At 61.4% G+C, this 24,223-nt stretch carries 20 protein-coding genes and 1 tRNA gene; 8 read left to right on the top strand and 13 right to left on the bottom strand.

What is annotated here, in order from left to right; genetic code table 11:
- The first annotated feature begins 272 nt into the window (after nucleotides 1-272).
- The 3 genes from AC1Q61_RS10820 (at nucleotide 273) to AC1Q61_RS10810 (ending at nucleotide 3,083) form a co-directional block, all read left to right on the top strand.
- Nucleotides 273-950 (top strand): TerD family protein, encoded by a 678-nt coding sequence (locus AC1Q61_RS10820; protein WP_007728823.1) that lies wholly within the window; start codon nucleotides 273-275, stop codon nucleotides 948-950.
- Nucleotides 951-1,239: 289 nt separating this feature from the next.
- The gene (locus AC1Q61_RS10815) at nucleotides 1,240-1,434 is read left to right on the top strand and encodes a hypothetical protein (RefSeq protein WP_007728824.1); all 195 of its coding nucleotides are present in this window, start codon (nucleotides 1,240-1,242) and stop codon (nucleotides 1,432-1,434) included.
- Between the two features lie 962 nt (nucleotides 1,435-2,396).
- Nucleotides 2,397-3,083 (top strand): DUF8020 domain-containing protein, encoded by a 687-nt coding sequence (locus tag AC1Q61_RS10810; protein WP_492650974.1) that lies wholly within the window; start codon nucleotides 2,397-2,399, stop codon nucleotides 3,081-3,083.
- Between the two features lie 93 nt (nucleotides 3,084-3,176).
- Here AC1Q61_RS10810 and AC1Q61_RS10805 read toward each other — a convergent pair.
- From AC1Q61_RS10805 to AC1Q61_RS10780, 6 genes are all read right to left on the bottom strand, one after another.
- Nucleotides 3,177-3,253 (bottom strand) — tRNA-Leu (locus AC1Q61_RS10805).
- Between the two features lie 34 nt (nucleotides 3,254-3,287).
- Nucleotides 3,288-4,253: a Ppx/GppA phosphatase family protein gene (locus AC1Q61_RS10800; protein ID WP_073512635.1), complete on the bottom strand. Its 966-nt coding sequence runs from the start codon at nucleotides 4,251-4,253 to the stop codon at nucleotides 3,288-3,290.
- Nucleotides 4,250-4,795 (bottom strand): DUF501 domain-containing protein, encoded by a 546-nt coding sequence (locus tag AC1Q61_RS10795; protein WP_003946286.1) that lies wholly within the window; start codon nucleotides 4,793-4,795, stop codon nucleotides 4,250-4,252. The genes AC1Q61_RS10800 and AC1Q61_RS10795 overlap by 4 nt, the downstream gene beginning before the upstream one ends.
- A complete protein-coding gene (locus AC1Q61_RS10790; protein ID WP_030536267.1) occupies nucleotides 4,792-5,517 on the bottom strand; it encodes an FtsB family cell division protein in 726 nt (241 codons plus the stop codon). Before AC1Q61_RS10790 ends, AC1Q61_RS10795 begins: the two co-directional genes overlap by 4 nt.
- A gap of 20 nt (nucleotides 5,518-5,537) precedes the next feature.
- On the bottom strand, nucleotides 5,538-6,824 hold the full coding sequence (gene eno, locus AC1Q61_RS10785) for a phosphopyruvate hydratase (protein ID WP_003946309.1): 1,287 nt from the start codon (nucleotides 6,822-6,824) through the stop codon (nucleotides 5,538-5,540).
- 214 nt (nucleotides 6,825-7,038) lie between these two features.
- Nucleotides 7,039-7,851, bottom strand: a complete 813-nt coding sequence (locus AC1Q61_RS10780; protein ID WP_030536268.1) for a lytic transglycosylase domain-containing protein — start codon at nucleotides 7,849-7,851, stop codon at nucleotides 7,039-7,041.
- Between the two features lie 140 nt (nucleotides 7,852-7,991).
- Here AC1Q61_RS10780 and efeU point away from each other — a divergent pair, with 140 nt between their 5' ends.
- From efeU to efeB, 3 genes are read left to right on the top strand one after another with little or no spacing between them, the layout of a single operon-like run.
- Entirely contained in the window at nucleotides 7,992-8,894 is a 903-nt protein-coding gene (efeU, locus tag AC1Q61_RS10775) for an iron uptake transporter permease EfeU (RefSeq protein WP_003946279.1), read from the top strand.
- 14 nt (nucleotides 8,895-8,908) lie between these two features.
- Nucleotides 8,909-10,039: an iron uptake system protein EfeO gene (gene efeO, locus AC1Q61_RS10770; protein ID WP_003946291.1), complete on the top strand. Its 1,131-nt coding sequence runs from the start codon at nucleotides 8,909-8,911 to the stop codon at nucleotides 10,037-10,039.
- Nucleotides 10,040-11,320: an iron uptake transporter deferrochelatase/peroxidase subunit gene (gene efeB, locus AC1Q61_RS10765; RefSeq protein WP_050654537.1), complete on the top strand. Its 1,281-nt coding sequence runs from the start codon at nucleotides 10,040-10,042 to the stop codon at nucleotides 11,318-11,320.
- A 15-nt stretch (nucleotides 11,321-11,335) separates the two neighbouring features.
- Here efeB and AC1Q61_RS10760 read toward each other — a convergent pair whose 3' ends face one another.
- The gene (locus AC1Q61_RS10760; RefSeq protein WP_007728833.1) at nucleotides 11,336-12,598 is read right to left on the bottom strand and encodes a DUF7159 family protein; all 1,263 of its coding nucleotides are present in this window, start codon (nucleotides 12,596-12,598) and stop codon (nucleotides 11,336-11,338) included.
- A 135-nt stretch (nucleotides 12,599-12,733) separates the two neighbouring features.
- Between AC1Q61_RS10760 and AC1Q61_RS10755 the strand changes: the two genes are divergently transcribed.
- Nucleotides 12,734-14,572, top strand: a complete 1,839-nt coding sequence (locus tag AC1Q61_RS10755) for a serine aminopeptidase domain-containing protein (protein ID WP_168422010.1) — start codon at nucleotides 12,734-12,736, stop codon at nucleotides 14,570-14,572.
- On the top strand, nucleotides 14,569-15,801 hold the full coding sequence (locus tag AC1Q61_RS10750) for a lipase family protein (protein WP_082238945.1): 1,233 nt from the start codon (nucleotides 14,569-14,571) through the stop codon (nucleotides 15,799-15,801). Before AC1Q61_RS10755 ends, AC1Q61_RS10750 begins: the two co-directional genes overlap by 4 nt.
- Here the strand turns inward: AC1Q61_RS10750 and AC1Q61_RS10745 are convergent, their stop codons facing one another.
- The 6 genes from AC1Q61_RS10745 to AC1Q61_RS10720 all read right to left on the bottom strand — a co-directional run bounded on the left by AC1Q61_RS10745 (nucleotide 15,802) and on the right by AC1Q61_RS10720 (nucleotide 24,169).
- A complete protein-coding gene (locus AC1Q61_RS10745) occupies nucleotides 15,802-17,187 on the bottom strand; it encodes a glycoside hydrolase family 71 protein (protein WP_308251933.1) in 1,386 nt (461 codons plus the stop codon). It abuts the gene before it with no gap.
- Nucleotides 17,188-17,441: 254 nt separating this feature from the next.
- Complete coding sequence (locus AC1Q61_RS10740) at nucleotides 17,442-19,223, bottom strand: tyrosine-protein kinase domain-containing protein (RefSeq protein ID WP_492650975.1); 1,782 nt, start codon at nucleotides 19,221-19,223, stop codon at nucleotides 17,442-17,444.
- Nucleotides 19,220-20,635 carry a capsular exopolysaccharide biosynthesis protein gene (locus tag AC1Q61_RS10735; protein WP_007728846.1) on the bottom strand — a complete coding sequence of 472 codons (1,416 nt, stop codon included), beginning with the start codon at nucleotides 20,633-20,635 and terminating at the stop codon, nucleotides 19,220-19,222. Before AC1Q61_RS10735 ends, AC1Q61_RS10740 begins: the two co-directional genes overlap by 4 nt.
- Complete coding sequence (locus tag AC1Q61_RS10730; RefSeq protein WP_007728848.1) at nucleotides 20,632-21,435, bottom strand: SGNH/GDSL hydrolase family protein; 804 nt, start codon at nucleotides 21,433-21,435, stop codon at nucleotides 20,632-20,634. Before AC1Q61_RS10730 ends, AC1Q61_RS10735 begins: the two co-directional genes overlap by 4 nt.
- Nucleotides 21,432-22,868, bottom strand: a complete 1,437-nt coding sequence (locus AC1Q61_RS10725; protein ID WP_054781157.1) for an oligosaccharide repeat unit polymerase — start codon at nucleotides 22,866-22,868, stop codon at nucleotides 21,432-21,434. Before AC1Q61_RS10725 ends, AC1Q61_RS10730 begins: the two co-directional genes overlap by 4 nt.
- Nucleotides 22,865-24,169 carry an MATE family efflux transporter gene (locus AC1Q61_RS10720; protein WP_128637871.1) on the bottom strand — a complete coding sequence of 435 codons (1,305 nt, stop codon included), beginning with the start codon at nucleotides 24,167-24,169 and terminating at the stop codon, nucleotides 22,865-22,867. The genes AC1Q61_RS10725 and AC1Q61_RS10720 overlap by 4 nt, the downstream gene beginning before the upstream one ends.
- Nucleotides 24,170-24,223: the final 54 nt, after the last annotated feature.

Genomic DNA, 24,223 nt, shown 5'->3' with positions numbered 1-24,223 from the left:
CAATTGAATCGGACGTCCGACTCAGCAATTCTTCCGTAATTGGACGTTGCCGTGTCAACCAGTGCGTCCACCCTATTTCGGAGTCGCGTCTGCCCACAGACACAGTAATCAGCAAACTGCTGGTCTGCCGCAAGTTGGCGCCGCAAGTTTGATGCCCATGGGTTGAAATCAGACATGAGGGACAATGGCCGGAGATCGCCGATCACGTCGGTGGAGATTCCTCGACGGGTAACACGATCGGACTCATTCGAGTTCAGACAAGGACTATCACGATGGCAATCGACTACACCCGACGTTCCGGCGAGTCCACTCCGTCGCAAGCACCGGTCAGCCTGAGCAAGATCACGCTCACCAAATCGGCACCGACGGTCAACCTCGCGAAGGCGGGTGAACGACAAGGCAATATGCGCGTGAACCTCAACTGGTCACAGGGGGCACCACCGAAGAAGACCGGTTTTCTCGCCAAGCTCGCCGGCGCAGGCTCTGGTGCGGTCGACCTGGACCTCGGATGCCTCTACGAACTTGCCGACGGGTCCAAGGGAGTAGTTCAGGCCTTGGGTAACAGTTTCGGTTCACTGACTTCTCCGCCCTACATCTCCCTCGACGGCGACGACCGCAGTGGTGCGAACACCGGCGGCGAGAACATGCACGTCAATCTTGGTGACCCAAGCGCTTTCCGGCGAATCCTGATCTTCGCGATGATCTACGACGGCGCTCCCAACTGGGCGGCGGTGGACGGCGTCGTCACCTTGTATCCCACCAACGGGCCGGAGGTGGAAGTGCGACTCGACTCCGCCAGCAACCAGGAGCGACTGTGCGCGATCGCTCTCATCCAGAGTTCAGGTCAAGGCGTGACGGTGACGCGCGAAGTGCAGTACATCAACGGCAGTCAGTCAGATCTCGATCGGGCCTACAACTGGGGAATGAAATGGGCTGCCGGACGAAAGTAGGGGCTGCGGACGGGATCTCCCCCATCCGAATGACAATGTCCGAATCATCCACAATGTCGCAAGTTACTGGATAGTGTCGAGAAGTGGGGTCGGACATGAGGGGTCACGCTCGACACCGATAGTGGGTCGGTGACGCTATGTGCTTGGCGGCGCCGACGTTCGACCGGAAAGGCCCTCGATTTCCCCCGAGATCGAGGGCCTTTTCGTATCTTGCGTCACTGTTCGCACCCTTTCATTAGTTGATCGTTAAACTAGGCGTTCGTCCAACATGCACCGATGGAGAACGTGAATGTCCACGAATTCAGATCGACGCCCGCGCCTGCCCGTGAGAATCGCCTACCTCGCCGCAGGAGTTCTCTTTGTCGCCGCCATGCTCCTGTTGGCAAGCGTCGTCAACCCTGATCGGGACCGCGATTTCTCGATGAACCACGTCCCCGCGGGGACGTCGACGACCGCCTTCGCCGCAACGTCCGACCTCGGCTAACGAAGGTACCGGTACGTAAGTGGCGCACGTCACGAACTGTGGGTAGTTTCAACGCCGATGGTTCGCCGTAGGTCGGTATTGAGAGGGACGGCCAACCACTGCCCTGCCTGGTTGCCCCACCCAAGCAGGCAGGGCACCCCAGATCAGGCAGGCACCCCAGATCAGGCAGGCACCCCCGATAATTTAAGCCTCAAGTAACTGTTACTCGGGAAAGACTTGTATCAAACCGGGGCGAATCGTACATTTCATCCGGCAGTCGGCCTTCGTCCGACGCCTTTGCCGTCAATGTCGACGGAACTTCTCTGAACACCACCACAAGTCGGCCACTTGTCGTGACCGCATTCGTCCTCGCGAAAGGCTCGCCCATGTTCGATTTCTTCGGCGCAATCTCCGGCTTCTTCGGCCTACTGTTCGGCACCGGCTCGTCGAGCGGGAGCTCGGGAGGAAGCAGCGACGCACCCGTCGCCCCGCCTACCTGATCCACAAGCCTCACCCGGCACCGATCCGCCGGGTGAGGCTCTCGCGAATCTCTTTGAAACACAACGTAACAGCACTTCAACTCCACCGACTTTTCTGCGGATCCACGCCGACACACTCCGGCGTCCGGACAGTTTCACCACATCGCCTGCAGTAATGGGTCCTGTGTCCGCCATTCTCCGTCGAGGCACACCCGCAGACCTCCCAACCGACAAGGCATGTGTTCGCCGTGAGCCGGTGTCCGTTGGGGCAGCAGTCCGGGGATTGCTCGGTCAACCGCATCTCCACATTTTCGCACACATGTTCGACAACTTGGTACTGCACGCTGCACAATCGATTACACCGGCCGCTTCCGGTCGGCCCGAGCGCAACTATCCCTTCCGTCACTTCGGTCTGCTTTAATACGAAGGCTTTGTCGGGGGTTTACCAATGTCCGAAGTTGTCGAGTTTCTGCGAGCACACGCAGGCGAGCACGGGGTTGAACTATGGGTTTCTTCAAGAAGACGGCTGTGACTGCTCTAGCGGTCGCTGCAGTCGGAGCATCAGCAGGGATCGCATCAGCTGATCCGTCGACCGACGTGAATTACGAAGCGAAGGTCGTCGACAAGTCGATCGTCACCACCATCGACGCCGGGTTGTTCAAGGTGTCCGGCGACGGCAAGTCCGTCGTCTTGCAGGACAGCAAGGGAGCCGACCTTGTTTCCCTGCCTCTCGCATACAACCTCGGGGATCTACAGTTCCCCTTCGATCGCACGATCAGTGAAGACGGTAAGACCCTCACGCTGACACCGATCACCGATTCGGCGAAGGCAACACCTCGACCCGAGAGTGCGCCTGCGGCAAAGGAATGGACGCCCGTCGCCTCGCCCGAGGAGAATGATCGGGCGATTGCGCACTTCCAGAGCCAACTCGGCCTCGGCACTCAGGTCGGCAGCCTGCTCGGCACCATCGTCGGCGCCGGAATCGGTTGCGCTGTCGGCGCTCCGCTGGGCTTGACCATCGTCGGACTCCCCGTCGCCGCGGCACTGTGCCTGGGTGGCCTCGCAACAGGCGCCGGAATCGGCGGTGTCGCCGGAACGATCCTCGGCGGCGGCGGCGCGGCTGTCGTAGCCGGCATCGATCTCGTCAACACGCTGAATGCTCCTGCAGGGACGACCGTCTGGGCTCAGTAGCCACTTGGTGGTCAGTCGCTGCTCCACGGAAAGCCCCGCCCGCCCGAAGAGGACGAGCGGGGTTTTTCGATTCAATGTGCAGGAGGATCTACGTGGTGCCCCCAGTCGGACTCGAACCGACACTTGACGGATTTTAAGTCCGTTGCCTCTGCCAATTGGGCTATGGGGGCCTTGCCGCACCCGACGGGTCGGGTGCGGCAAGGATCAGACTATCGGGTCGGTCTGAGCTACCGACATCGCGATGCCGTCGAGTATGTCGTGTTCGCTGACAACCAGTTCGGCGATCCCGGCTTTGGCTTCGAACGCTTGAGCCAGCACCGTGGTGATGATCGCTCCGCCGCCGATGACGTCCACCCGCCCCGGATGCATCGGGCCGAAGGCAGCACGATCAACCCGAGGCATAGCAATGAGACGCTCGCACACGTCGAACAGTTGATTGAACGAAATCCTCGACAGGTGCACCTTCTCGGCGTCGTACTCCGGAAGTTCCTGCGCGATCGCGGCCAGCGTCGTCATGGTTCCAGCGACACCCACCCACGTGTGCGCCTTCTCGACGGGTACGGCCTCGAACGCCTCGGCAAGTTTCGCGGTCGCGAAAGCCGTCGCCTCGGAAACCTGCTCTGCTGTAGGCGGATCCGACGGTAAGCACCGCTCCGTGACGCGCACACAGCCGATGTCGGTGGAGTACGCAGCCTGGACGCCCGACGTGTCGCCGAGGACAACTTCGGTGGATCCGCCGCCGAGATCGACCACCACGAAGGGGCCCTCGGACGGATCGAGTTCTCCCACAGCACCGCTGAACGAGAGGCGCGCCTCTTCGTCGCCGGTGATGACCTCTGCTCCGGATCCGGGAATCACCGCGCCGAGCACGTCCCGCGTCATCGTGAAGAAGTCTTCCCGATTCGCAGCGTCGCGAGTAGCCGAGGTGGCGACCATGCGAACGGCGGTTGCTCCGGCATCGGCGATCATCGACGCGTACTCGACCAGCGCGACCCGGGTGCGTTCGATGGCCTCGGGCGCGAATGCCCCTGTCGCATCAACACCTTGACCGAGTCGCACGACGCGCATCTCGCGCCGGACATCCACCAGACGACCGTCGGCGCCGACGTCGGCGATCAGCAGTCGAATGGAGTTGGTACCGCAATCGACTGCGGCGACACGGCGAGTCACCGGTCGGTGTTGTCGGCATCGTCGATGCCAGGCCAGTCCGCGGGAATTGCAGTGCCGCGCAGCTTTCCGTGACCGGCCAACGCGACGGACTCGTCGCCGAGCGGATTGACGCCGGGTCCCTTGGCAAGCGAATGTGCCATCAGCACGTGCAGGCACTTGACACGATCCGGCATCCCACCGCCGGCAAAGTCGGTTCCCAGAGATTCGATCGCGTCCCGCTCGGCAAGGTACGACTCGTATGCCCGTCGATAGGCCGCGGCAAGTTCCGGATCCTGGGTCAGGCGTTCGGTCATTTCACGCATGACGCCGGCGGATTCCTGACGGCTCGCTTCGGCAGTCAGTCGCGGGTCCGTGAGGTAGTACAACGTCGGGAACGGTGTTCCGTCCGGAAGTTTGGGGGCGGTCTTGACCACGCCCGGCTGACCGTCCGGGCTGCGGTACGCGATCTCGATCACTCCGCGTGGCTCACGGCCCAATTGAGCGGCAACGGCGTCGAGATCCGCTTGTGAAACCTGTGGGGAATTTTCGGACGTGTTGCTCACCCGGTGGGTACTCCTTGTTCTTCTGGCTCTATCGGCGCCAACGGCATCGGGGCCGGTGTCGTCGTCTCGGGAACCACTGGCGGTTCCGAAATCGTTTGCCACAGATCGCGATACCACGGACCTGTGAGCGGTGTTTCCTTTTCCTGCTTCTTCTCGGGTTCCTTGTAGTCACCGGGAAGCTGAACCTGGAACGGGGTCTCGCCCGGTTTGACGTACCGAAGGCGTTCTCGTGCAAGAGCTTCGATGTACGCAGGGTCGTCGAAGCGCGCGTTCTGCCCTTGCAGCTTTCGCAGTTCTTCCTCGAGTACCTGACGTTCGGCCGCCACCTGCGCGGCATCCGAACGCTGGCTGATGTAAGTACGGAGCGGCACTGCCAGTGTCAGCGCCAGCATGAGCACAACCATCGCGAGCACAACTGCCCGACTGGTGGACAAGCCGAAAATGGTGTTGTCCGACTTCGGAAGCCGAGACCAGAACTTGTTGGTTCCGCTCTTCCCCCGGGCCGACTTCGACCCTCGCGCCGACGCTTTCTCGGCGGAGACCCCCGGTTGCGCGGGGTCTGTCACAGCGGAATCGACTGCTTCCGGATCTACCGAAGGTTCCGACACGCGTGCGCGTCGGGCACTGTCCCGACGCGCCCGCGACGGTGTGTCCCCACGACGGGAACCACGACCCCCCGGACTTCCGCCGGGGGATCGTGGCTTACCGCGCTGTGCAGACACTACTGAATCTTAGATTTCCGTCAGGCCTCGAAAGCGAAGCGCGGGAACGCAACCTCGCCGGCGTAACGTGCTGCGTCGCCGAGGTTCTCCTCGATGCGCAGCAGCTGGTTGTACTTGGCAACGCGCTCGCTGCGTGCCGGAGCACCGGTCTTGATCTGGCCGCTGCCGACGGCAACCGCGAGGTCGGCGATGGTGGTGTCCTCGGTCTCGCCGGAACGGTGGCTCATCATCGTCTTGTAGCCGTTGCGGTGAGCGAGATCGACGGCATCGAGGGTCTCGGTCAGGGTGCCGATCTGGTTGACCTTCACCAGGAGTGCGTTGGCCGCACCCTTGACGATGCCTTCTTCGAGGCGCTCGGGGTTGGTGACGAAGAGGTCGTCGCCGACGAGCTGGATCTTGTTGCCGATCTGATCGGTGAGTGCGACCCAGCCGTCCCAGTCGTCTTCGTCGAGCGGATCCTCGATGGAAACGAGCGGGTAGGCGTCGATGAGCTCGGCGTAGAACGCCGCCATCTCGGCCGCGGTGCGGTTCTTGCCCTCGAACTTGTAGCCGGTGCCGTCGGTGTAGAACTCGGTGGCAGCGACGTCGAGAGCGAGCGCGACGTCGGTACCCAGCTTGAGGCCGGTCTTGTTCACGGCGATCGTGATGAGGTCGAGTGCTTCCTTGGTGCCTGCGACGTCGGGCGCGAATCCGCCTTCGTCGCCGAGACCGGTGGAGAGGCCCTTCTCCTTGAGAACCGACTTCAGGGAGTGGTAGACCTCGGCGCCCCAGCGCAGCGATTCCTTGAAGCTCGGTGCGCCGATGGGAGCAACCATGAACTCCTGGACGTCGACGCCGGTGTCTGCGTGCGCGCCACCGTTGAGGATGTTCATCATCGGGACAGGGAGAACGTGAGCGTTGGGGCCACCGACGTAGCGGAACAGCTCGAGGCCCGAGGACTCGGCGGCGGCGCGAGCCACGGCAAGCGAGGCACCGAGCAGAGCGTTTGCGCCGAGACGCGACTTGTCCGGGGTGCCGTCCGCGTCGAGCAGCGCCTGGTCGACCGTGCGCTGCTCGGTTGCGTCGATGCCGATGATGGCAGGAGCGATCTCGCCGAGCACAGCCTCCACGGCCTTCTCGACGCCCTTTCCGCCGTAGCGTGCGCCACCGTCGCGCAGTTCGACGGCTTCGTGCTCACCGGTCGAAGCGCCGGACGGCACCGCAGCCCTGGCGAAACTTCCGTCTTCGAGCAGAACCTCGACCTCAACCGTGGGGTTACCACGGGAATCAAGGATCTCGCGAGCTCCGACCTGCTCAATACTGGCCACTGTGTGGTTCTCCTTCGAATGGGCTTCGCATTGGGGCACGCTCTGCGTGCTTGACACTTGGGCTCCGACCCCTCCGGTCGAAAGAGGACCACGATCGCGGCTGGGCCTCTGCAGTGCCAGCACCTCTGTAGTGCCAGCACACAGCCTAACCGCACGGGCCGAAGGCTTCTTTATCGACGCGCGGTCACGGGTCCGACCTGCGGATCGATCACCGTCAGTCCGGCCGTACCCCGACTGAATACGCCGACGCACGATCACGAACGAGTGCGAGATAGTCGCCCGAGAGGTTGTACGCCATCAGTGCCTGCTGCCATCCGGCAGCGGAAGTGAGGTCTCCCCCGCGTGCACACAGGTAGCGGGCGGCCGTGAGGGCAGCGTCGTCGATGTTGTCGGGGTCCACCCGGCCGTCGCCGTTGGCGTCGACTCCCCATTTGAGCCACGTCTCGGGGATGAACTGCATGGGCCCCATCGCACGGTCGTGCACTGGATCGCCGTCCATCGCCCCGCCGTCGGTGTCGGGGATCTCGGCAACTCCCGGGCCACCGTCGAGAGGGATTCCCCGAATGATCGGAGCAACCTGGCCGAACGCGTCGACCGACGAGCCGTCGTAGGTCCCGTGGCGGCTCTCGACGCTGCCGATACCGGCCAAAGTTGTCCACCCGATTCCGCAGCCGGGAAGCGTCTCGGCCATCACCGCAGCGGCGTACCCGTAGGCCTCGAGTGCCGTCGTCCCGATCCCGATGTCGTCCGACAATCCCGCTGCCCAGTCGGCGAGTTGATCAGCACTGCGGCCGGGAGCATTGATGTCGATCGGCGGCGTCGGAGAGCCGGTACCTGGGGGTATGCCCTCCGGAATGGCTACTTTCGGTTCGTTCGATCCACAAGCCACGACGCCTGCGCCCAGCAAAGCTGTTCCGGCAGCTACTGCTGCTACGGCTCGCGAGAGACGCCGGGGACTTCTGCGGGCTGTGGGAGTTCGGTACACCCCTCCATCATCCACATGCGAGTGAACTACTCCCGAATCCATTGGTAAAGAACAGCAAAAGTACAGGTGAGAGCATGGTTCGCCGTCGATGATGGAGTATCTTCTTCTGAGTTAAGGCTGGCCTAGCCTCATGCGTTCGTCAGAAGCTGTTGCACTCACTCAGTCAGGAGTCGCCCGTGCCCGTGTCGGTACTCGCTGCCGCGAGCACACCATCAGTTGCCACCCAGCTATTCGGCAGTGGCCTGATCGGTCTGCGCGAAGGCCTCGAAGCGGGCATCGTGGTGATGATTCTCGCCGCCTACCTCGTGAAGGCCCAGCGCAAGGACGCACTGAAATGGGTGTGGCTCGGCGTCGCGATCGCCGTCGCGATGGTGGCGATCATCTTCTTCGCGATCCACTACGGAACGTCGACGGTCGACGGCCTGACCGCAGAGATCATCGCGGGCGTTGCCTCCCTGATCGCCGTCGTCATCGTCACGATCATGGTCTTGTGGATGCGCACGGCCGCCAAAAACATTTCCGGAGATCTGAAAGCGGGGATGGAGAAGGCGTTGATCGCCGGACCCGTCGCCATCTTGTCGCTGTCGTTCTTCGCGGTCGGTCGTGAAGGCGTCGAGACTGCGTTGCTCATGGTCGGTTACGCCGAGAACACCGCAGGCAGCTCCTGGCCGTTGGTCGGACTGCTCCTCGGAATTCTCCTGGCCGCCGTCTTGACCGTCGCCATGTACTTCGGCGCCCTCCGTCTCAACCTGACGACGTTCTTCCGGTACACGGCGATCTTCCTCATCGTCGTAGCCGCCGGAATCCTCTCGTACGGTGTTCGCGCTCTGCAGACCGGAAACGTCCTGCCGGGCGGTTCGAATCTCGCGTTCAACCTGACACCCGGCTACGACCCGTCGACCTGGTACGGCACCGTCCTCGCCGGAATCTTCAACTTCCGCCCGGACCCGACCGTCCTGCAAGCCGTCGCATGGGTCGTCTACCTCGTAGTCGTCCTCGCGCTCTTCCTACGTCCCCTTCCGTCGAGCCCATCGGAACCGACAACCCCGCCTGCGCACGACACACACGTTCCCGAAAAATCCTGAGAGGCATTGCCGACATGCGTAAATCCACCCTCGTACTGGCCACGGCCGCGGTACTTCCCTTCTCCCTCGCCGCATGCACCGAGAAGACGACCGCGAGCGACGGCGACATCGTCGTCACGGCCACCGACGATTCGTGTGACGTCAGTGCCACCACTGGAACCACTGGCAGTTCGACGTTCCAGGTGACGAACAACGGCTCGAAGGTCACCGAGTTCTACGTCTTCGCCGAGGGCGATCGAGCGATGGGCGAAGTCGAGAACATCGGCCCCGGCCTTACCCGGCAGCTGATCGTCTCCCTCCCCGAGGCTGCGACCTATCAACTCGCGTGCAAGCCGGGCATGGTCGGAACCGGCATCCGTCAGGACTTCGTCGTCACGGGCGATTCGCAGGCGGCCACCGACGAGAGCGGCCAACTCGCCGAAGCTGCCGACGGCTACCGGAGGTACATCCGCAGCCAGATCGTCGCGCTGCAGGACACCGCAGCTCAGTTCGTCGCCGCCGTCCAGTCCGGCAACGTCGACCAGGCGAAGGCACTCTTCCCGATCGCACGTACCTACTACGAGCGCATCGAACCCGAAGCCGAGAGCTTCGGCGAACTCGATCCCAAGCTGGACCTGCGCGAAGCGGATCTGGAGCCCGGTCAGGTCTGGACGGGATTCCACCGCCTCGAGAAGGATTTGTGGGTGACCGGGCTTCAGCCGGATACCAACGCGGTCGCCGATCAACTGCTCGAAGACATTCAGTATCTTGCCGACCAGCTGAATGCCGAGGATTACACGATCGATCCAACCAAGATCGCCGGCGACGCCCAAGGACTGCTCGACGAGATCTCGACTTCCAAGATCACCGGTGAGGAAGACATCTTCTCGCACACCGACCTGTGGGATTTCCAGGCCAACGTCGACGGCTCGCAAGCGGCGATCGCGGCACTGAACCCGATCCTGCAGGAACGTAATCCCGAGCTCGCCCAGCGCATCGCTGACCGATTCGCCGACCTCGACGCTGCGCTGGCGCAGTTCCGGGTCGGCGACGGATTCGTGTACTACGACACCGTCACCGAGGCGCAGCGTCAGGAACTCTCGCGTAAAATCGATGCACTGTCCGCCGAGGTCAGCCAGGTCCAGGAAGTAGTCGCGGGACAGTAGATGACTGATTCACCAGAAGGCACACCCGCTGCGGAAAACGCAGCACCGCACGCAGTCTCACGGCGCCGACTGTTCGGCGCCGTGGGGGCCGGCGCCGTCCTGGCCGGTGCCGGTGCCGTCATCGGGCGGGTGACCGCCGACGAGAGTTCCGGCGACGATCACGCAGACGTGGTCGCCTTTCGCGGCGAGCATCAGGCAGGCATCACGACGCCGGCCCAGGATCGTATGCACTTCGTCGCTTTCGATGTGACGACGAAGTCGCGCGACGAACTGATCACGCTGCTGCAGACGTGGACGGCGATGGCCGAACGAATGACGGCGGGTCAGGAAGCAACCGAGGACGGAGCGACCGGCGACGGTCCGTATGCACCACCGAGCGACACGGGTGAGGCACTCGATCTCGCGCCGTCGCAACTCACCCTGACCATCGGATTCGGACCGTCACTTTTCGACGACCGTTTCGGTCTCGCAAACAAGAAACCTGCTGCCCTGCTCGATCTCCCCCACTTCCGTGCGGACAACCTCGATCCGAATCGCAGCGGGGGCGACATCGCCATCCAAGCGTGCGCCAACGACCCCCAGGTTGCCGTCCATGCGATCCGCAACCTCGCGCGAGTCGCGTTCGGGACCGCGTCGGTCAAATGGTCGCAACTCGGGTTCGGACGAACATCCTCGACCTCGACGACGCAGGCGACACCACGAAATCTGTTCGGGTTCAAGGACGGAACAGCCAACATCAAGGCGGAAGATCCAAACGCACTCGCCCAGCACGTCTGGGTTGATCCCACTGACGATCAGGCCTGGATGGCAGGCGGATCATTCCTCGTCGCCCGACGAATCCGCATGCTGATCGAGCAGTGGGATCGCGCAGTACTCAAGGAACAGGAAGCCGTCATCGGCCGCTCCAAACGGAGCGGAGCGCCGCTCGGTGGCAAGGACGAGTTCGACGAGCTCGATCTCGATTCCAAAATGGGACACGACTTCGTCATCCCGGAGGATTCACACGTGCGCCTGGCCTCTGCCGAGGAACTCGGTGGGATTCAGATCTTGCGCCGCGGATACAACTTCACGGACGGCTCCGATGGCTTCGGCCACCTGGACGCGGGACTGTTCTTCGTTGCGTACTGCCGGAATCCGGTCGAGCAGTTTATTCCGATGCAGCAAAACCTTTCACGACACGATGCGCTGAACGAATACATCCAGCACGTCGGTTCTGCGGTCTTCGCTTGCCCCGGCGGTCTCGCCGACGGCAAGGACTGGAGTTCCCAACTGTTCACCTGACGCGAGTCTCTGTGTTCAGTACCTCCACGAACGCACCAAATTGACCGGTGCCCGATTCCGCTCGGTCAGTGGATCGATTGCTCTGGTCGTGGTCGGCGGCAGCAAGTCGGAGGTAGGTACCGGCGCGACAATTGCCGTTGTTTGCGCCTGCGGCGGTTCCGCCTGTGCAGGATCCGAAAACGGGCGCAGCACCGCCCACGCGAGGAAGCTGGTCAGCGCAACCATCGAGAACCCGACGCCCACAAGGATTTGCATCCTCCCAAGCCCACCAGCAGGTAGCGAATCCGATTCGGTGTCTTCTTCGGTTTCACCGACGCTGTGCACCACGGCCTGATCGGAAGACATTTCTACAGTATCCGTTGCGATTTCCGAGTCGGAGACTGCCGAAACCGCGACGTCCGAAACCGCGACTTCCGAGCTGGGGTGCTCCTGATGTAAGACCTCGGCTATCAATGCTGCGCCCTTGGCCGAGGCGAGCTCGGGCTCGGCCGGCCTGATCACCGGTACCGAAAACTCCCGCGCGAGTATCTTCTCCACCAGTGAAATTCGGGCGCCTCCTCCGACGAGAACCAAAGCGTCAGGGACACACCGAGCTCGTGCCGCAACTTCTCGAATCACCATCAGCGTGTCTTCGACTTCACGCTCGACAACCGAATCGAAACGGATGCACATGGATTCGGGAACGGGCATCACCTGCGCACGACGGGACCCACTGGCGAGATACTCCTTGACTTCGCGGGCGTCGAACGCTGAATCAGCGTCGAGGGCTGCATCAACAGTGGTTGCCGGAAGTAACTCCGCGACAACCCCGTCGAGCCTGTCACCGGCGAGTGCCGTCGACCGCGTGGACGCGATGGTTGTCGCGGTCCCGATCTCGATCATCGAGACAGTCACTCCGGTTCGACCGATATCGAGAACTGTAAGTAACCGAAAACCTTCGGCCGCACCCGAAGTCCGTACCAACGCGACAACGGCAACCGCTTCCGGCACCGTGACAACGCCCTCGATACCTCGGGCACGCAGTTCTGATTCGAGCGCTACGTTCTGCCGCTCGTCGGGAACCGAAATGACCATCCGTGACGTGTCCCCGCGAACCGCAGCAACTAGGTGAATCGCGGCTGTCCGGACCGGAGAGGCGTCGTATGCATCTACAGTCCGAGTCAGGAATCGACCGCTCGTGGATCCGGTTTCCGGCTGGGGGTCGGCCCGAACAATACGAACCGAGGCAGCGCCCAACGACGCACCGAACACTGGATCCATCGCTGTACGCACCCCCATATCCAACTCTTGCACTGTTCATCCGCCGCAAAACATACTTGCGGTATGTTATCTGTAGCGGGAAGTTTACCGGATCCTCTGGAAACCGGAGAACTACGCGAAACTGGCAGGCCGAATCAATGTGTGGAGAGGTCCTTGAACAAATCGATGGCCAACATGACAACCGTGATGTCCGCACTACACGCACCCAACCCCACCCTGCTGGCGATCACCACCCGGCGCCTCCGCGACCGCCAGACACCGACCGGGATTCGCACGATCGACACGTGGATTCCGGGCCCTGGTGATGGGGCACTGTTCGCCTCGGTTCACCTGCCGTCGGATGCTGCCGTGCGCGGTGCCGTGGTCATATGTCCACCCCTCGCGAAGGAACACATCAGCGCTTATCGGGGACTGCGCCAACTCGCCCAAGAACTTGCCGAGCACGGATTCCTCGCTCTTCGTTTCGACTATGAGGGACAAGGAGATTCATCCGGTCGGCAGGATGACCCGCTAGCAGTTGCGCACTGGCAGGCCAGCGTGACAGCAGCCGTTTCGTACGTGCGGCGCACAGGTATCGAGTCCGTTGCCGTCGCAGGTTTGCGTGCAGGGGCCCTACTGGCCGCGTCCACCGTAGATACACTTGGCGACCTACGTGCGATGGTCTTGTGGGATCCGGTCATATCCGGTAGGGCCTATGTTCGAGAACTGACGTCGCTGTACCGCGTTTCGGTCGACGACGACCCCCACCACGACGATTGCACATCGATCGTCGGCGGCCTGCTGGCTTCCGCAGCGGTGAATGACCTTTCCGGACTTGACCTCAGCACGTTCGATCCGAGTTCGTCGACAAAAGTCCTCGCCGCGATTCGCCCTGAATTCGCTGATTCGCCCCGCGTGGTACGGATGCTCGAGCGATCCGGTGCTGAACGCATATTCGTCGAACGCCAGAATCAGTTCGTTTCCCCCAGCAGTTTCGTACTCTCGGTGCCTACGCACGACATACAGCGGATTTCGAGTTGGGTGTCGCGACAATTCGGCGAGGACAAGACTTCCGTCGATCCAGAGATCACGTCGGCGGCGCATGTCGCGACGGCTGACGACGGCGAAGAAGTCTGGGAAATATTGGAACGACGGTCCACCGGATCACTATTTGCAATCTCCACCGCATCCCGCACGACCGCGAGCCACGCTGCCACAGCGATCTTTCACAGCACCGCGAACGAGCACCGGATCGGGCCGGCGAGACTGTGGGTCGAGTCCGCTCGAACTCTCGCCTCGCACGGTATTCGCTCGATTCGCTTCGACAGGATGGGCACAGGAGACAGCGGCACGGTCTGCACCGACGAGAGCACGCCCATCGTGTCTCCGGAAGCGCGCCGCAATGTGTTGGATCTCGTCGACACTCTCGACGTGCCGCCGTCCCGCCGGATGCACGTCGGAATGTGTTCCGGCGCATGGATGGGCGCCTATGCAGCAAGCCAGCGCGGCGCAAGGTCCGTGGTGCTTCTCAACATAGTGAACTGGTCGATCAACAATCGTCGACCACCAGTGAAGAAAGCACACGTCGATGCAATGGAGTCTGACGTTGCAAACCGAATTTTCCTCGTGGCCAGAACAATTCGCAATTCCGGACGACGAGCTCAGCGGTACGTCCCCTACCCGGTGTGGCTCGGTCTCGGTTTCCTCGGATTGGTCAATGCCCCCGAGTCGATGCTTCGGACCTTGACCCGCCGCGGGACAAAAACTGCAGTGTCACTCTCGCCGGAAGACGAAGCGTGGTTCGAGGCGAACAGAGGCCGACGAGGTATAGCGCGTCTTTCGAGATCGAGGAATCCTCCACAGGTCTTGTTCTCAGGCTCCGGCGATCACAACCTGTTCCATCGCAGTTCGCGAGAACGCGTCCGCCGGTTGATAGTTGCCTCTGCACTCGATGCGTTCGGAGACCGAAAACTCGCCGTGTCGAAGCGCGATCAGGAGCGACTCGGAGCATGATGCGCACGTCTACCCGGGACGGAATTACAACGTCGTCCCAAGTATTTGTAGTCGTTGCAGCGACAACCGTGGCGCTTCTGACCGGTTGCACTGCCCACACAAGGCCCTCAAAACCGACTCCTACGTCCGTACCTCTTCCCTCGATCAGCGCCGACGCCGTCGCGGCCAGAGGCAAACTGGAAAGTGCGTCCGCGTTCGACGAAATCGATCCACTGATCGCCGACGTGGGCGCGACTGCCCACCAGATCACGTACCGATCAACTTCAGGTATGGACGGAAGCTCAACGGTCGTGTCTGGAGTCGTCTTCGTTCCGGAAGGCGATCCACCACCCGGCGGGCGGTCTGTTGTCACCGTCGGTCACGGCACAACGGGAGTGACTGCGGAGTGCGGACCTTCGATGTACCCGAATCTCCTGGGTTACGCGAGCACGATCGTCCCTTTGATGAAACTTGGGTTCGTCGCAGTCATGACCGACTACCAAGGATTGGGTCCGGCAGGCGGCATCAACCCGTACCTCGATCCGAACACCAGCGCATTCAACCTGATCGACGGAGTTCGCGCGGCGCGAGAAATGGTCCCGGACACGTCCGGGAAATGGGCAGGACTCGGCGTGTCGATCGGCGGGCAGGCGACATGGGCGGCGGCAGAGTTGTCCGGTTTCTACGCGCCCGAATTGAATTTTGTCGGATCGGTAGCGCTGGCTCCGGCGGCAGATCTTTCCAAGCTCGCCGACTTGGCCCAGTCGCAGTGGCTGACGCATGAACAGCAGATCATGATGTCGTACGTAGTATCTGGGCTGACCATCGCTCGACCCGGCACCGATCCAGGCAACTACCTACACGGCGCGCTGGCGAGCAACTCTGCGATGTGGCTGGCATGTGCGGGTCCGGTGTTGAAAGAACGCGGCGAACAAGCATCACGACTGAATCCCGCCGATACCCTGCCGAACTCCGACGAGGCCGGAGCAGTCTTGCGCGACTGGCTCATATCGATCGCCCTTCCGCAGCGTCCGGCCGGAGGACCACTCTTGGTCATCAACGGCGACGCTGATCAGACGATCCGCCCGCAGTGGGTGCAAGAGGCCGTCGACAATGCCTGTGCGTTCGGCGATTCGGTGCAGCACATCGTCAGGGCAGGCCAAACTCACAATAATCTGGATCCGGGGTCCGAGACCGCAGTCTGGCTCCAAGCGCGCTTCAGAGGCGAGTCACCGCCGTCGGACTGCTGATTATCGTCCAAAACTCGAATCGACCAGGTACTCCATGTTCTGAACCGCAGGAGTGGACACGACGTCTGAATGTGCCTTCGCCGAAGCCACTTCCGCCCCGTTTCGAACCACGCTGACCGAGACGGCGCCGACCGCCGATGGAACCGTGCAGATGTCCATCCCTGTATCGGCACTGCACGTGGTCGTCGTACCGCCGACCGTAACTTTCACTTCGGCACCTTCGACCAAGAAGGTCAAAACCTCGATCGTGTCGCGAACCGGGGACGACCCCGCACGCAGAATCATCGGTGATACCGAGGGTAGTGCGGGTTGCGCGGACGACAGCTGGTTCCGATAGGTGACGTACGCGATATCACGTGCAATCGCCGGTGCCGTTCCGGTCTTGAACCAGTCGACAAAATATGCGTTCAAATCGAGCAGCGCACGACCGTGCCCCTCGCTCGGTGCAAACGCCGTACCTTCGCTGTAGTCGTTCCACGAAATTAGTTGCACCCATTCGCTATCCGATTCGCGCGCAATCTGCCAGGTGTTTCGGAGATTCCCAGTGTTCTGCGCTTCGTCGAAAACCGATTGGCTGGGACGCGCATCCTGGAACGAGACCGACTGCATCCATATCTTGCCGAGAGCGTGCGCTCGGTTCACCTGATCCAGTGGCGAGCCGATCCCGGTGTCCGTCACTGGATTGAAGGAAGGGGTACGTCCACCCCACGTCGACATTCCATAGCTTATCGACGCGAATGAATCCATATTCGTGGTGGAGTTCAGGAAGAGTGGAACGAAGGCCACCTCGATCCCGTAGCGGGCCTTCATGATTTCGAGAAACTGCGACCACCACGCCGGGTCGTGTTTCTCGGCAAGAAAGGGCGAAATCACCACCCGGTTGTCCGTCAATCGAAAAACCGACGGCGATGACGCGTACTGCGACAACTCGCCTGCCAGATTCGCGGGGTCCAATGTGCCGAGTTCGCCGTTCATATCCGGCATCAGCATTATTTCGAACGCAGGATCAACCGCAGCCGAAGCGGCGAGAAGTTGGGACGGAACGGACGAAGACCACAACGGGTTCGACGACTTCGTCAGAATGTCAACCGAGAACCCACTGATTCCCGCGTCGATTGCCTGCCGCACTTCATCTTCGAGATCTCGCTGCCTCCACTGTGGGTCAGCTGAAACAGGCCGTGGTTGCGGTCGGTCTCGAAGAAACCCTCCGAATGCGGCGTATGAACCTCGTTCACCGTTCGGATTGAGATACTGCGTGGCGTAATAGTCTTCGCCCGACGGTAGGTTGTCGATCGAAAGGGGATACGGCGGGAAGTAGTGCGCAAAGACCATTTTGGCGGTCGACTGTCCGTTGTCCGGAAGCTCGACGGCGGGATGTGATGACACCGCCGCGTCAACCCTCGCGTTTGGGTCCACTCCATCAGAGAGCCTGAGGCCGGCCACTACGAGAAGCACTGACGACACCAGCGCAATGCCGATGGCAACTGCACGAAATTTCCTGTCCCGCGAACCTTCGATACTCACCCGTTTCCGTTTTCGAGCATCGGCGTTCACCGAATCAGCCACCCCTTCTCACACACGGCCTTACGCCGCAATGTCCGGTGACGTTGACATCCCGAACCTGGAAATCGAATTCCAATTCAATTCTGCTGCAAAGAATCCGAAGCTTGCGGCGGGTGATTCGACCTGGAATCGGAATCGCCGTTCCCACCGAGTGATCTTACCTGCCGCTTATCGGTCGGCAACTCGTCACTCGAGAGGTTCGCCTTCTGCGCGACCTTTGTGCGGAGCATCGAGCGAGGGATCGCCACTGTCGGACTGTCCAGATCACTGCGCGTGTAGCGCCCCTCAGTCTCCGCCGGCTCCCATTCGTCGAAATCGATGCGCATATCTTCGGCCGGAGATTCGACCGAATCCCCCGAATCATGCTTCTCCACTTCATTCTTCCCCGTCGATCCCACACCTGGTTCTGCGTGTATTACCTGCGCGCCGGCTCCTCCTTCAACGGGAGGCCACGCGCCGACTGGTTCATTCGATGCATCATTCACCGGAGGCTCGTTCGCCGCAGGCTCGTCCACCACACTCACACGGCTGCGGACCTTGACCAAGCCACCCCGTCCGACACCCGACAGCACCGCGCCCAACAGGTTCGCGCCGGCAGCGCGCAGCGTGGTCGCTGCGCCTTCCACCTCGTCGACCGACGAAATACTCTGTGTTGAAACAAGAACCACGCCGTCGACGACTGAGCCGATCACAGCCGAATCGGAATAGAGCGACAACGGTGGACCCACGACGATCGTGTATTCGAATTTCTCGGAGGCTTCCGAAAGCATCTCGCGTGCCGAGACCGATGCGATGGCATCACCGGAATCGGATCGTATCGAGCCGGCGGGCAGCAGAGTCAATGAGCGACCGGGTACCTGAACGAGCACGTCCACGAGCGGAATCGCACCGGCCAGCACGTCGGAAAAGCCGACTGCCGGCTTGATACCGAGGTATGAATCCAAGCTCGGCGACCTCAAGTCACCGTCCACCAACAGCACTCGACGTCCCGCTTCGGACAGGACAACCGCGAGATCGGCTGCGATGCACCCCGCAGGCTCCGAGTACCGAGGCGAGGCGATGAGGACCGAACGGATCGCGTCGGCACTCGGGCCGGCGAACTCGATACCTGTCCTGAGCTTGCGTATCGACTCGGCATAGGCGGTCGCGCCGTCGGCGGGGAACGTCAACGCGCGAAATCCCCGCGAGGCCGATTCCGGAACTGTCGCCAAAATCGGTACACCTGCAACGGCCGAGAGCATGGAAGCGCTTCGAACGGACCGGTCGAGTCGCCCAAGGAGCACCCGGACGCCGATGCCGACGACCAGGCCACCGATGAGGCCGAACAGGGACGTCATCACGAGATTCGAACCCCCACTGGCATCTTCAGCGTTGGCCTCGGTGACCACCTGGACGGAGGTATTCGGACGGCCACCACCGTTAGGGGTCTCCAACTGCCCCACATATTGTGCAAAATTCTTCGCATACGCATTGGCGATACCGGCCGATCCTTCGGCCGTCGAATCCGTGACAGAGACCTGCAAGAGCACAGTTTTCTCAACTGCTGCCGCCGAAACCTGCGAGGCCAACTCATGTCCGCTCATTGGAAGACCCAGGTCGTCGATCACCTTGACCGCCAGATCGTCGCTCGAAAACAGTTGGGCATAGGTCGCCGCTCGTTGCTGAGAAAACAGATCGCCCTGGTAGGCGCCAGCCGAGTCAGCACTGATCGGCGAGCCGATGAACAGCACAGTTGTCGACGTGTAGGACGACGGACTCGAGATGGCCATGAAAGCACCGAGGATCAAGCCGAGCACCGCGAAGACAGGTATTGCCCACCCCCGCCTCAGAATTCGCGCGGCAGTGCTGAGTGCATTCATGTGTTCGCCTTTCTTGGAGATCGCTGTGTGCGTGTGTCTCCGTCGCGCCGTGGCGTGTAACTTGCCACCGAGTCAGTTGTGTCTGGCCGATTCACGGGCAACACTGCCCCTCGCTGCGTTCGGCGCGTGGTCGTCAAGAGGACCGAACCTTCGATTTTCGCTCCTGCGATTTCCAGATCGTGAATCTTCGTCATCACCGTCTGCATGTTTGTCGAATGAGACTGAACGACAAGGATTATCGAACGGCATACCTTGGCCAGTCGGCCCGAGTCGGCGTACTGCGTCCCGCCGGAGTCGAAAACAACCACTACGTCGAACCTGGCACTCAGATCTCGCAGCATGCGCCTGAACGACTCAGACTCGAAGACTCGCTCCGGAGTTTCGGTCGGCGAACCGCTCCGGAGGAGAGTCGGATGCAGCGGTGTCGAGATCAGAACATCATCGAGGACGCTGTCCGACATGACGATGTCGGTGACCCCGAACTCGATATGTGCACGCGAGGATCGGAAGTTGCAGTCGACGAGAACCACCGAATACCCCAGAGCGCAAGCAGCATCGGCGATGCCGCCAGCTGCGAACCTGCTGATCTTCCCCTCGTCGGCAGCGGTCACGAGCACGGGTGACGCGGGCGTACCTGACCCGATGAGATCTCGGTTGAACTGCAGTCTCTCAAAATAACTTCTCGATGCCGACTGAGCACCTTCCTCGGCGGACAATCCCCTGTCACCGAGGTACGGGATCGACTCGAGCACAGGTAGACCCGTCCAGGCCGCTAATTCGTCGACACCCTGAACTGCTCTCGACCTCGCAGCAGCCAAGATCACACCAGTCACTCCAACCAGCGATCCGACGACCAACCCCAGAAGAACGTTCGGAATCGTCTGCGGACCAGCCGGGCTCGTCGGTGCTGACGCCGTGACGACAGTCAGCGGCTGAACCGTCGGGATCAAAGTCCCACTCGGCGTCTCGAGTCGCCGGATCGTCTCGTTCATCTCATCCGAAGCCGCGTTCGTCAGTTGCAACGCCCGGTCTGCGCTGTCGGTGGTGCCAGAGATTTCGAGCAACACGGTGTCGGGCACAACGCGAACCGAAATGCTTTCGACGTCACGCAGACCACTCTCGCCCAGACGACTTGCGACGCGGGCCGAGAAGTCGGCACCCTCCGCCAGACGCGTGTACGTACCCGCTCGTTGCTGCGAGAATTCGTCACCTTGGAAAGGGCTCGAATCGGCATTGCCCAGAGTGGTCGGTGTACCCCACCCTGGCGTGGTGAGAAAGAGCTGGGTCGAGGACTTGAAAGTGGTCGGCGTGAGCAATGTCAGCAGAACGCCTACCAGCAGGCCGAGCAATGTCGAGATGCCGACGACAACCCACTTGTCACGAAGGACTCCGAAGAAGCGGGACGGGTTCATCGCAGAATCCCCCCATTCGGCGCGCCCTCGCGAATCACACCGGAGGCGGTCAGCGATTCCACCAGTTTCTGAGCAATCACTGCGTTCCCCACTGCATTCGGGTGCACACCGTCCTCGAATTTCAGTGTCGTGAGGTCCACGTCGGCGTACCAACCGTCGGCAACAGGATCGATCACGGTCGCGGCAACCGATTCCCCGTAACTTCGCAGCGCTGATACGAATTGGTCGTATCCGTCGTACGGCACAGGTGTGACGTATGTCGGCACGATGATCACCAGACGGGCATCCGGCCATGCATCCCGGACGGTATCGATGTACGACGTCATGACGGGAAACAAATCCATCGGACTCATGTGCAGATCGTTTCGCCCACCGTCCACGAAAATGATGTCCGCTCGATACCGCTCGATCGACACCTGTAGTCGATTCTCGAATCGTGTTGTAGTTCCCTGATACTCGGGTGCGCCGTCGTTGGTGAAACCGGTGCTTCCCTGAGCATCGACATTGCAGTCCCACCCCATCCGGACGCAGATGATTCTCGGGTATGCCCCGAGCCCGATTCCGTTGATGCCCGCAGTGAAGCTGTCGCCGAACCACATCGATGCCGGCGCTGTGTCCGGCGGCAACTGAGGAACCGTTGTCGCTGCTGTGAGGGCGGACCGGCCGTTTCCGGCAGCCGAATTCTGACGCACCGCCAGCGCCGTCGCACAAACGACCAGTACCACCAGCAGAGCAAGGCCCACGAGTTCCAGCGGGCGACGGGCAGAGATTCTCGACGAGAATCGGTTCGTCCGAGTCATCGAGTCACCTCCCGCCGTGAGACGAAGAATGCACAACCGATGATGACGAGGAAGTACGACATCGCTTGCAGCAGTGATCCTCTGAGCAGAATGATCAGGTAGAAGGGCAGGATGCAGGCAAGGATCGTCGGCGCCCTGGACTGGCGCAGCGACAGTTCGATTCGTCTGTCCTGAATCCCTGCGATCAAGCCTAGAGCAACCATTCCGACAATCAGCGCGATCCACCCACCGTTGACGAACAGCTCGGACCACAACGGAGCAGAAAGGTTCTTGACCGTGTAGTTGCGGCTCTCCGCGAGCAGGATGCCCGTGTCCGTAGCTTTGCCGGGCCAGATGGTCCGCGGAATCCAGAAAAGAACAACTCCGAGTGCCTGCTTGCCATCGGTAACCCCGTGCGTATTCACAAAGTTGACGGTGTTGTTGACCTGCGCAAATGCGTCGTAGTCCGGAGACGTGAGCGATTCGAGAGGCGAGCTTGTCTTGAACTGTGCCGACGTGCTGTACCTGAACGCATCGGCGAGCGGAAAGACCAGGACAAGTGCAGCCACGGCAAGCAAGGCAACCACACGGAAACGACCACGGGTCGCGAAGAGTCCGAAAAGTGCCGCCACGGCTAGTGCTGCAGTACCGAACAGATACCTCGCACTCGAGATCGGATTGAAAGTCAACAACAGCACGGCTCCGAGCACGATGGCGCAGAGAAGAAACAAACGATCGGCTCCCGGATTCTGATCACGGTATTTGACCACCGCGATGAATGCGACAAGCAAGGACATCATCGCGACGGCGCCGATGATGCTGGCGACCGTGGATTGCCCCAGCGACGCACTCGCCTGCTCCACCACGGCACTTCGGCTCGACAGAAGCGTCCCTACACCAAGTTTCTTGATGTAGTACGCGTTGGCGACCAGGGCGCAACCGGCAAGAATCAAAACCCGAACGGGATCCACACGCACGCTCGTGGCGTTTCCCCATCGCGTGTCTCTGATTCGACGCCACACCGCTCCGGAGAACACTAATCCCACCAGGAAGCCGCCGATTCCCAGAAGGACGATAGCCACCGCTGTCGAGTTGAGGGACGGATCCACTCGGGGCGTCGTAGGAGGAATCTCTCGCAGGCGGAGCTGGGCAAGTGGGGCAAGACCCATGAAGACATAGGTGAAAACCCAGAACGACATCTCGACGAGCCGACGAAAGCCCTCGCCCACAATCCACGCATAGCGCAGTCCCGAAATCGTGGTGACGGCAAGTACCGCCATCCATACACGCCCTGGCGGTGTCGGAGTGAACTCGACGACTGCGAAAGGCACGATGATCACCATGATCACCGCGGTCCAGATCGCAATCAGCGGTGGCATCAACGAGTCCTGCCGCCCGACGTCGAATTCCGCGAACTCGTGAGGCTTTGTCCGCCCGCTGGAAATTGTTTTCACGTGGTCGTCCCGGCCAGTGCGCCTGTTCGTGTTCGGCGCAGATCGCCTGGTTCGGCACGATCAGCAGTGGACGGCACGCTCGCGGGGTCTTCACGGCCGGAGTGCTTCCGTTGGGCAGCGACCACCAGACACACCGCAACGAGGACGGACGAGACCGCCAGCCCGATCGCGACTCCGACCGCGGTTCCTGTGAGGGCCGCGGCCGCGCTGCAGATGACGATTGCCGTGAGACTCTGGACAATTCGCAGCTTGAGCAGTCGTCCGCTGGCTCCTTGAGTGCGGTAGAGATTGTAAACACCCGCTATCCAACAGATCGCCGCGTACTCGAGTCCGAGAAACGGCAGAACATGGCGAGCCTCGGCCCAGGACTCTCCTAGAACGACTCGGCCGAGTGCATCTGGAAGGAAGGGAGCGGCGAATCCGATCGTTGCCGCCATCGCAGATGTGAGCCACGCTGCATAACGCAGTGTGCTCCACACCTGGCGCGCGGTATGGCCGGCCCGCACCGATTCGGGAATGACGATCAGTGGAAGAGAACTGATCAGCACGGCGAACGGCCCCAGGACGGTCACGGCTCCGCGCAAAGACGCGGCAGCCACCGTTCCGATGAAGGCCGTGGACACCCCGACGATCACGATTGCAGCCAGTTGGTCGATGCCACTCTCGAATCCGAACCGGATTCGATGAGTCCAGAACGACGCCCACCAGCGATACAGACCAGTCAGTCGCGGTAGCGTCTGTACGCGAATCATCAGGTAAACGAGTGCGAGTCCTCCGGCGACGGACCACAACCAAATCATCTCTGCGATCGAAAGTGCCTCTGGTCGAATCCAAGTCACGACAAGCACACCGAACGCCGCACTCGCCCACAACGCGTCGCTGAAGAACGCGTGTTCCGGTTCTCCCATCGACATCGCGGTGAACCGCAAGGCATCCTGCGCGAGAACAACCGGCGCGGCAACGGCGTATGCAATCCCCACCTGCGGTTCGTGAAGGAAAACCGAGACTCCGAGGGCAACGATCCCAACCAGGACTCCGAAGGTGGCAGCACCCGAGATCGCGTGTCTGCTCTCCGCGCGAATCCTGTTGCGACTGTGGGCACTCATCAACAGCAGGGGTGTGCCAACTGCACCTCGAACGAATCCGAGCGCAGCCGTGAGGATGGAGAAAACAAGGATCGCCAGACCGAACTCACTGACGGAGGACGGTCCGGCCATCGCGAACAGAATCAACGCGTTACTTACGCTGGACAGCACTTGGTCACCCGCACTGAACAGCACTCGCAGCTTCAGACCTGCCACGACCCCACCTCCCTTGCACACGTGGTGTCTCCAGACTGAGATCAAATTGAAACC

The sequence above is a fragment of the Rhodococcus sp. MPR-R1B genome, assembly GCF_058793255.1.
The sequence above is the reverse complement of the archived record's forward strand: the minus strand, read 5'-3'. Positions and strand labels throughout refer to the sequence as shown.

Bases quoted from the DNA above. Each gene is read 5' to 3' on its own strand.
- AC1Q61_RS10820 (WP_007728823.1), top strand. From the start codon at position 273: ATGGCAATCGACTACACCCGACGTTCCGGCGAGTCCACTCCGTCGCAA.
- AC1Q61_RS10815 (WP_007728824.1), top strand. From the start codon at position 1,240: ATGTCCACGAATTCAGATCGACGCCCGCGCCTGCCCGTGAGAATCGCC.
- AC1Q61_RS10810 (WP_492650974.1), top strand. From the start codon at position 2,397: ATGGGTTTCTTCAAGAAGACGGCTGTGACTGCTCTAGCGGTCGCTGCA.
- AC1Q61_RS10780 (WP_030536268.1), bottom strand. From the start codon at position 7,851: ATGGATTCGGGAGTAGTTCACTCGCATGTGGATGATGGAGGGGTGTAC.
- efeO (WP_003946291.1), top strand. From the start codon at position 8,909: ATGCGTAAATCCACCCTCGTACTGGCCACGGCCGCGGTACTTCCCTTC.
- efeB (WP_050654537.1), top strand. From the start codon at position 10,040: ATGACTGATTCACCAGAAGGCACACCCGCTGCGGAAAACGCAGCACCG.
- AC1Q61_RS10760 (WP_007728833.1), bottom strand. From the start codon at position 12,598: ATGGGGGTGCGTACAGCGATGGATCCAGTGTTCGGTGCGTCGTTGGGC.
- AC1Q61_RS10750 (WP_082238945.1), top strand. From the start codon at position 14,569: ATGATGCGCACGTCTACCCGGGACGGAATTACAACGTCGTCCCAAGTA.
- AC1Q61_RS10740 (WP_492650975.1), bottom strand. From the start codon at position 19,223: ATGAATGCACTCAGCACTGCCGCGCGAATTCTGAGGCGGGGGTGGGCA.
- AC1Q61_RS10735 (WP_007728846.1), bottom strand. From the start codon at position 20,635: ATGAACCCGTCCCGCTTCTTCGGAGTCCTTCGTGACAAGTGGGTTGTC.
- AC1Q61_RS10730 (WP_007728848.1), bottom strand. From the start codon at position 21,435: ATGACTCGGACGAACCGATTCTCGTCGAGAATCTCTGCCCGTCGCCCG.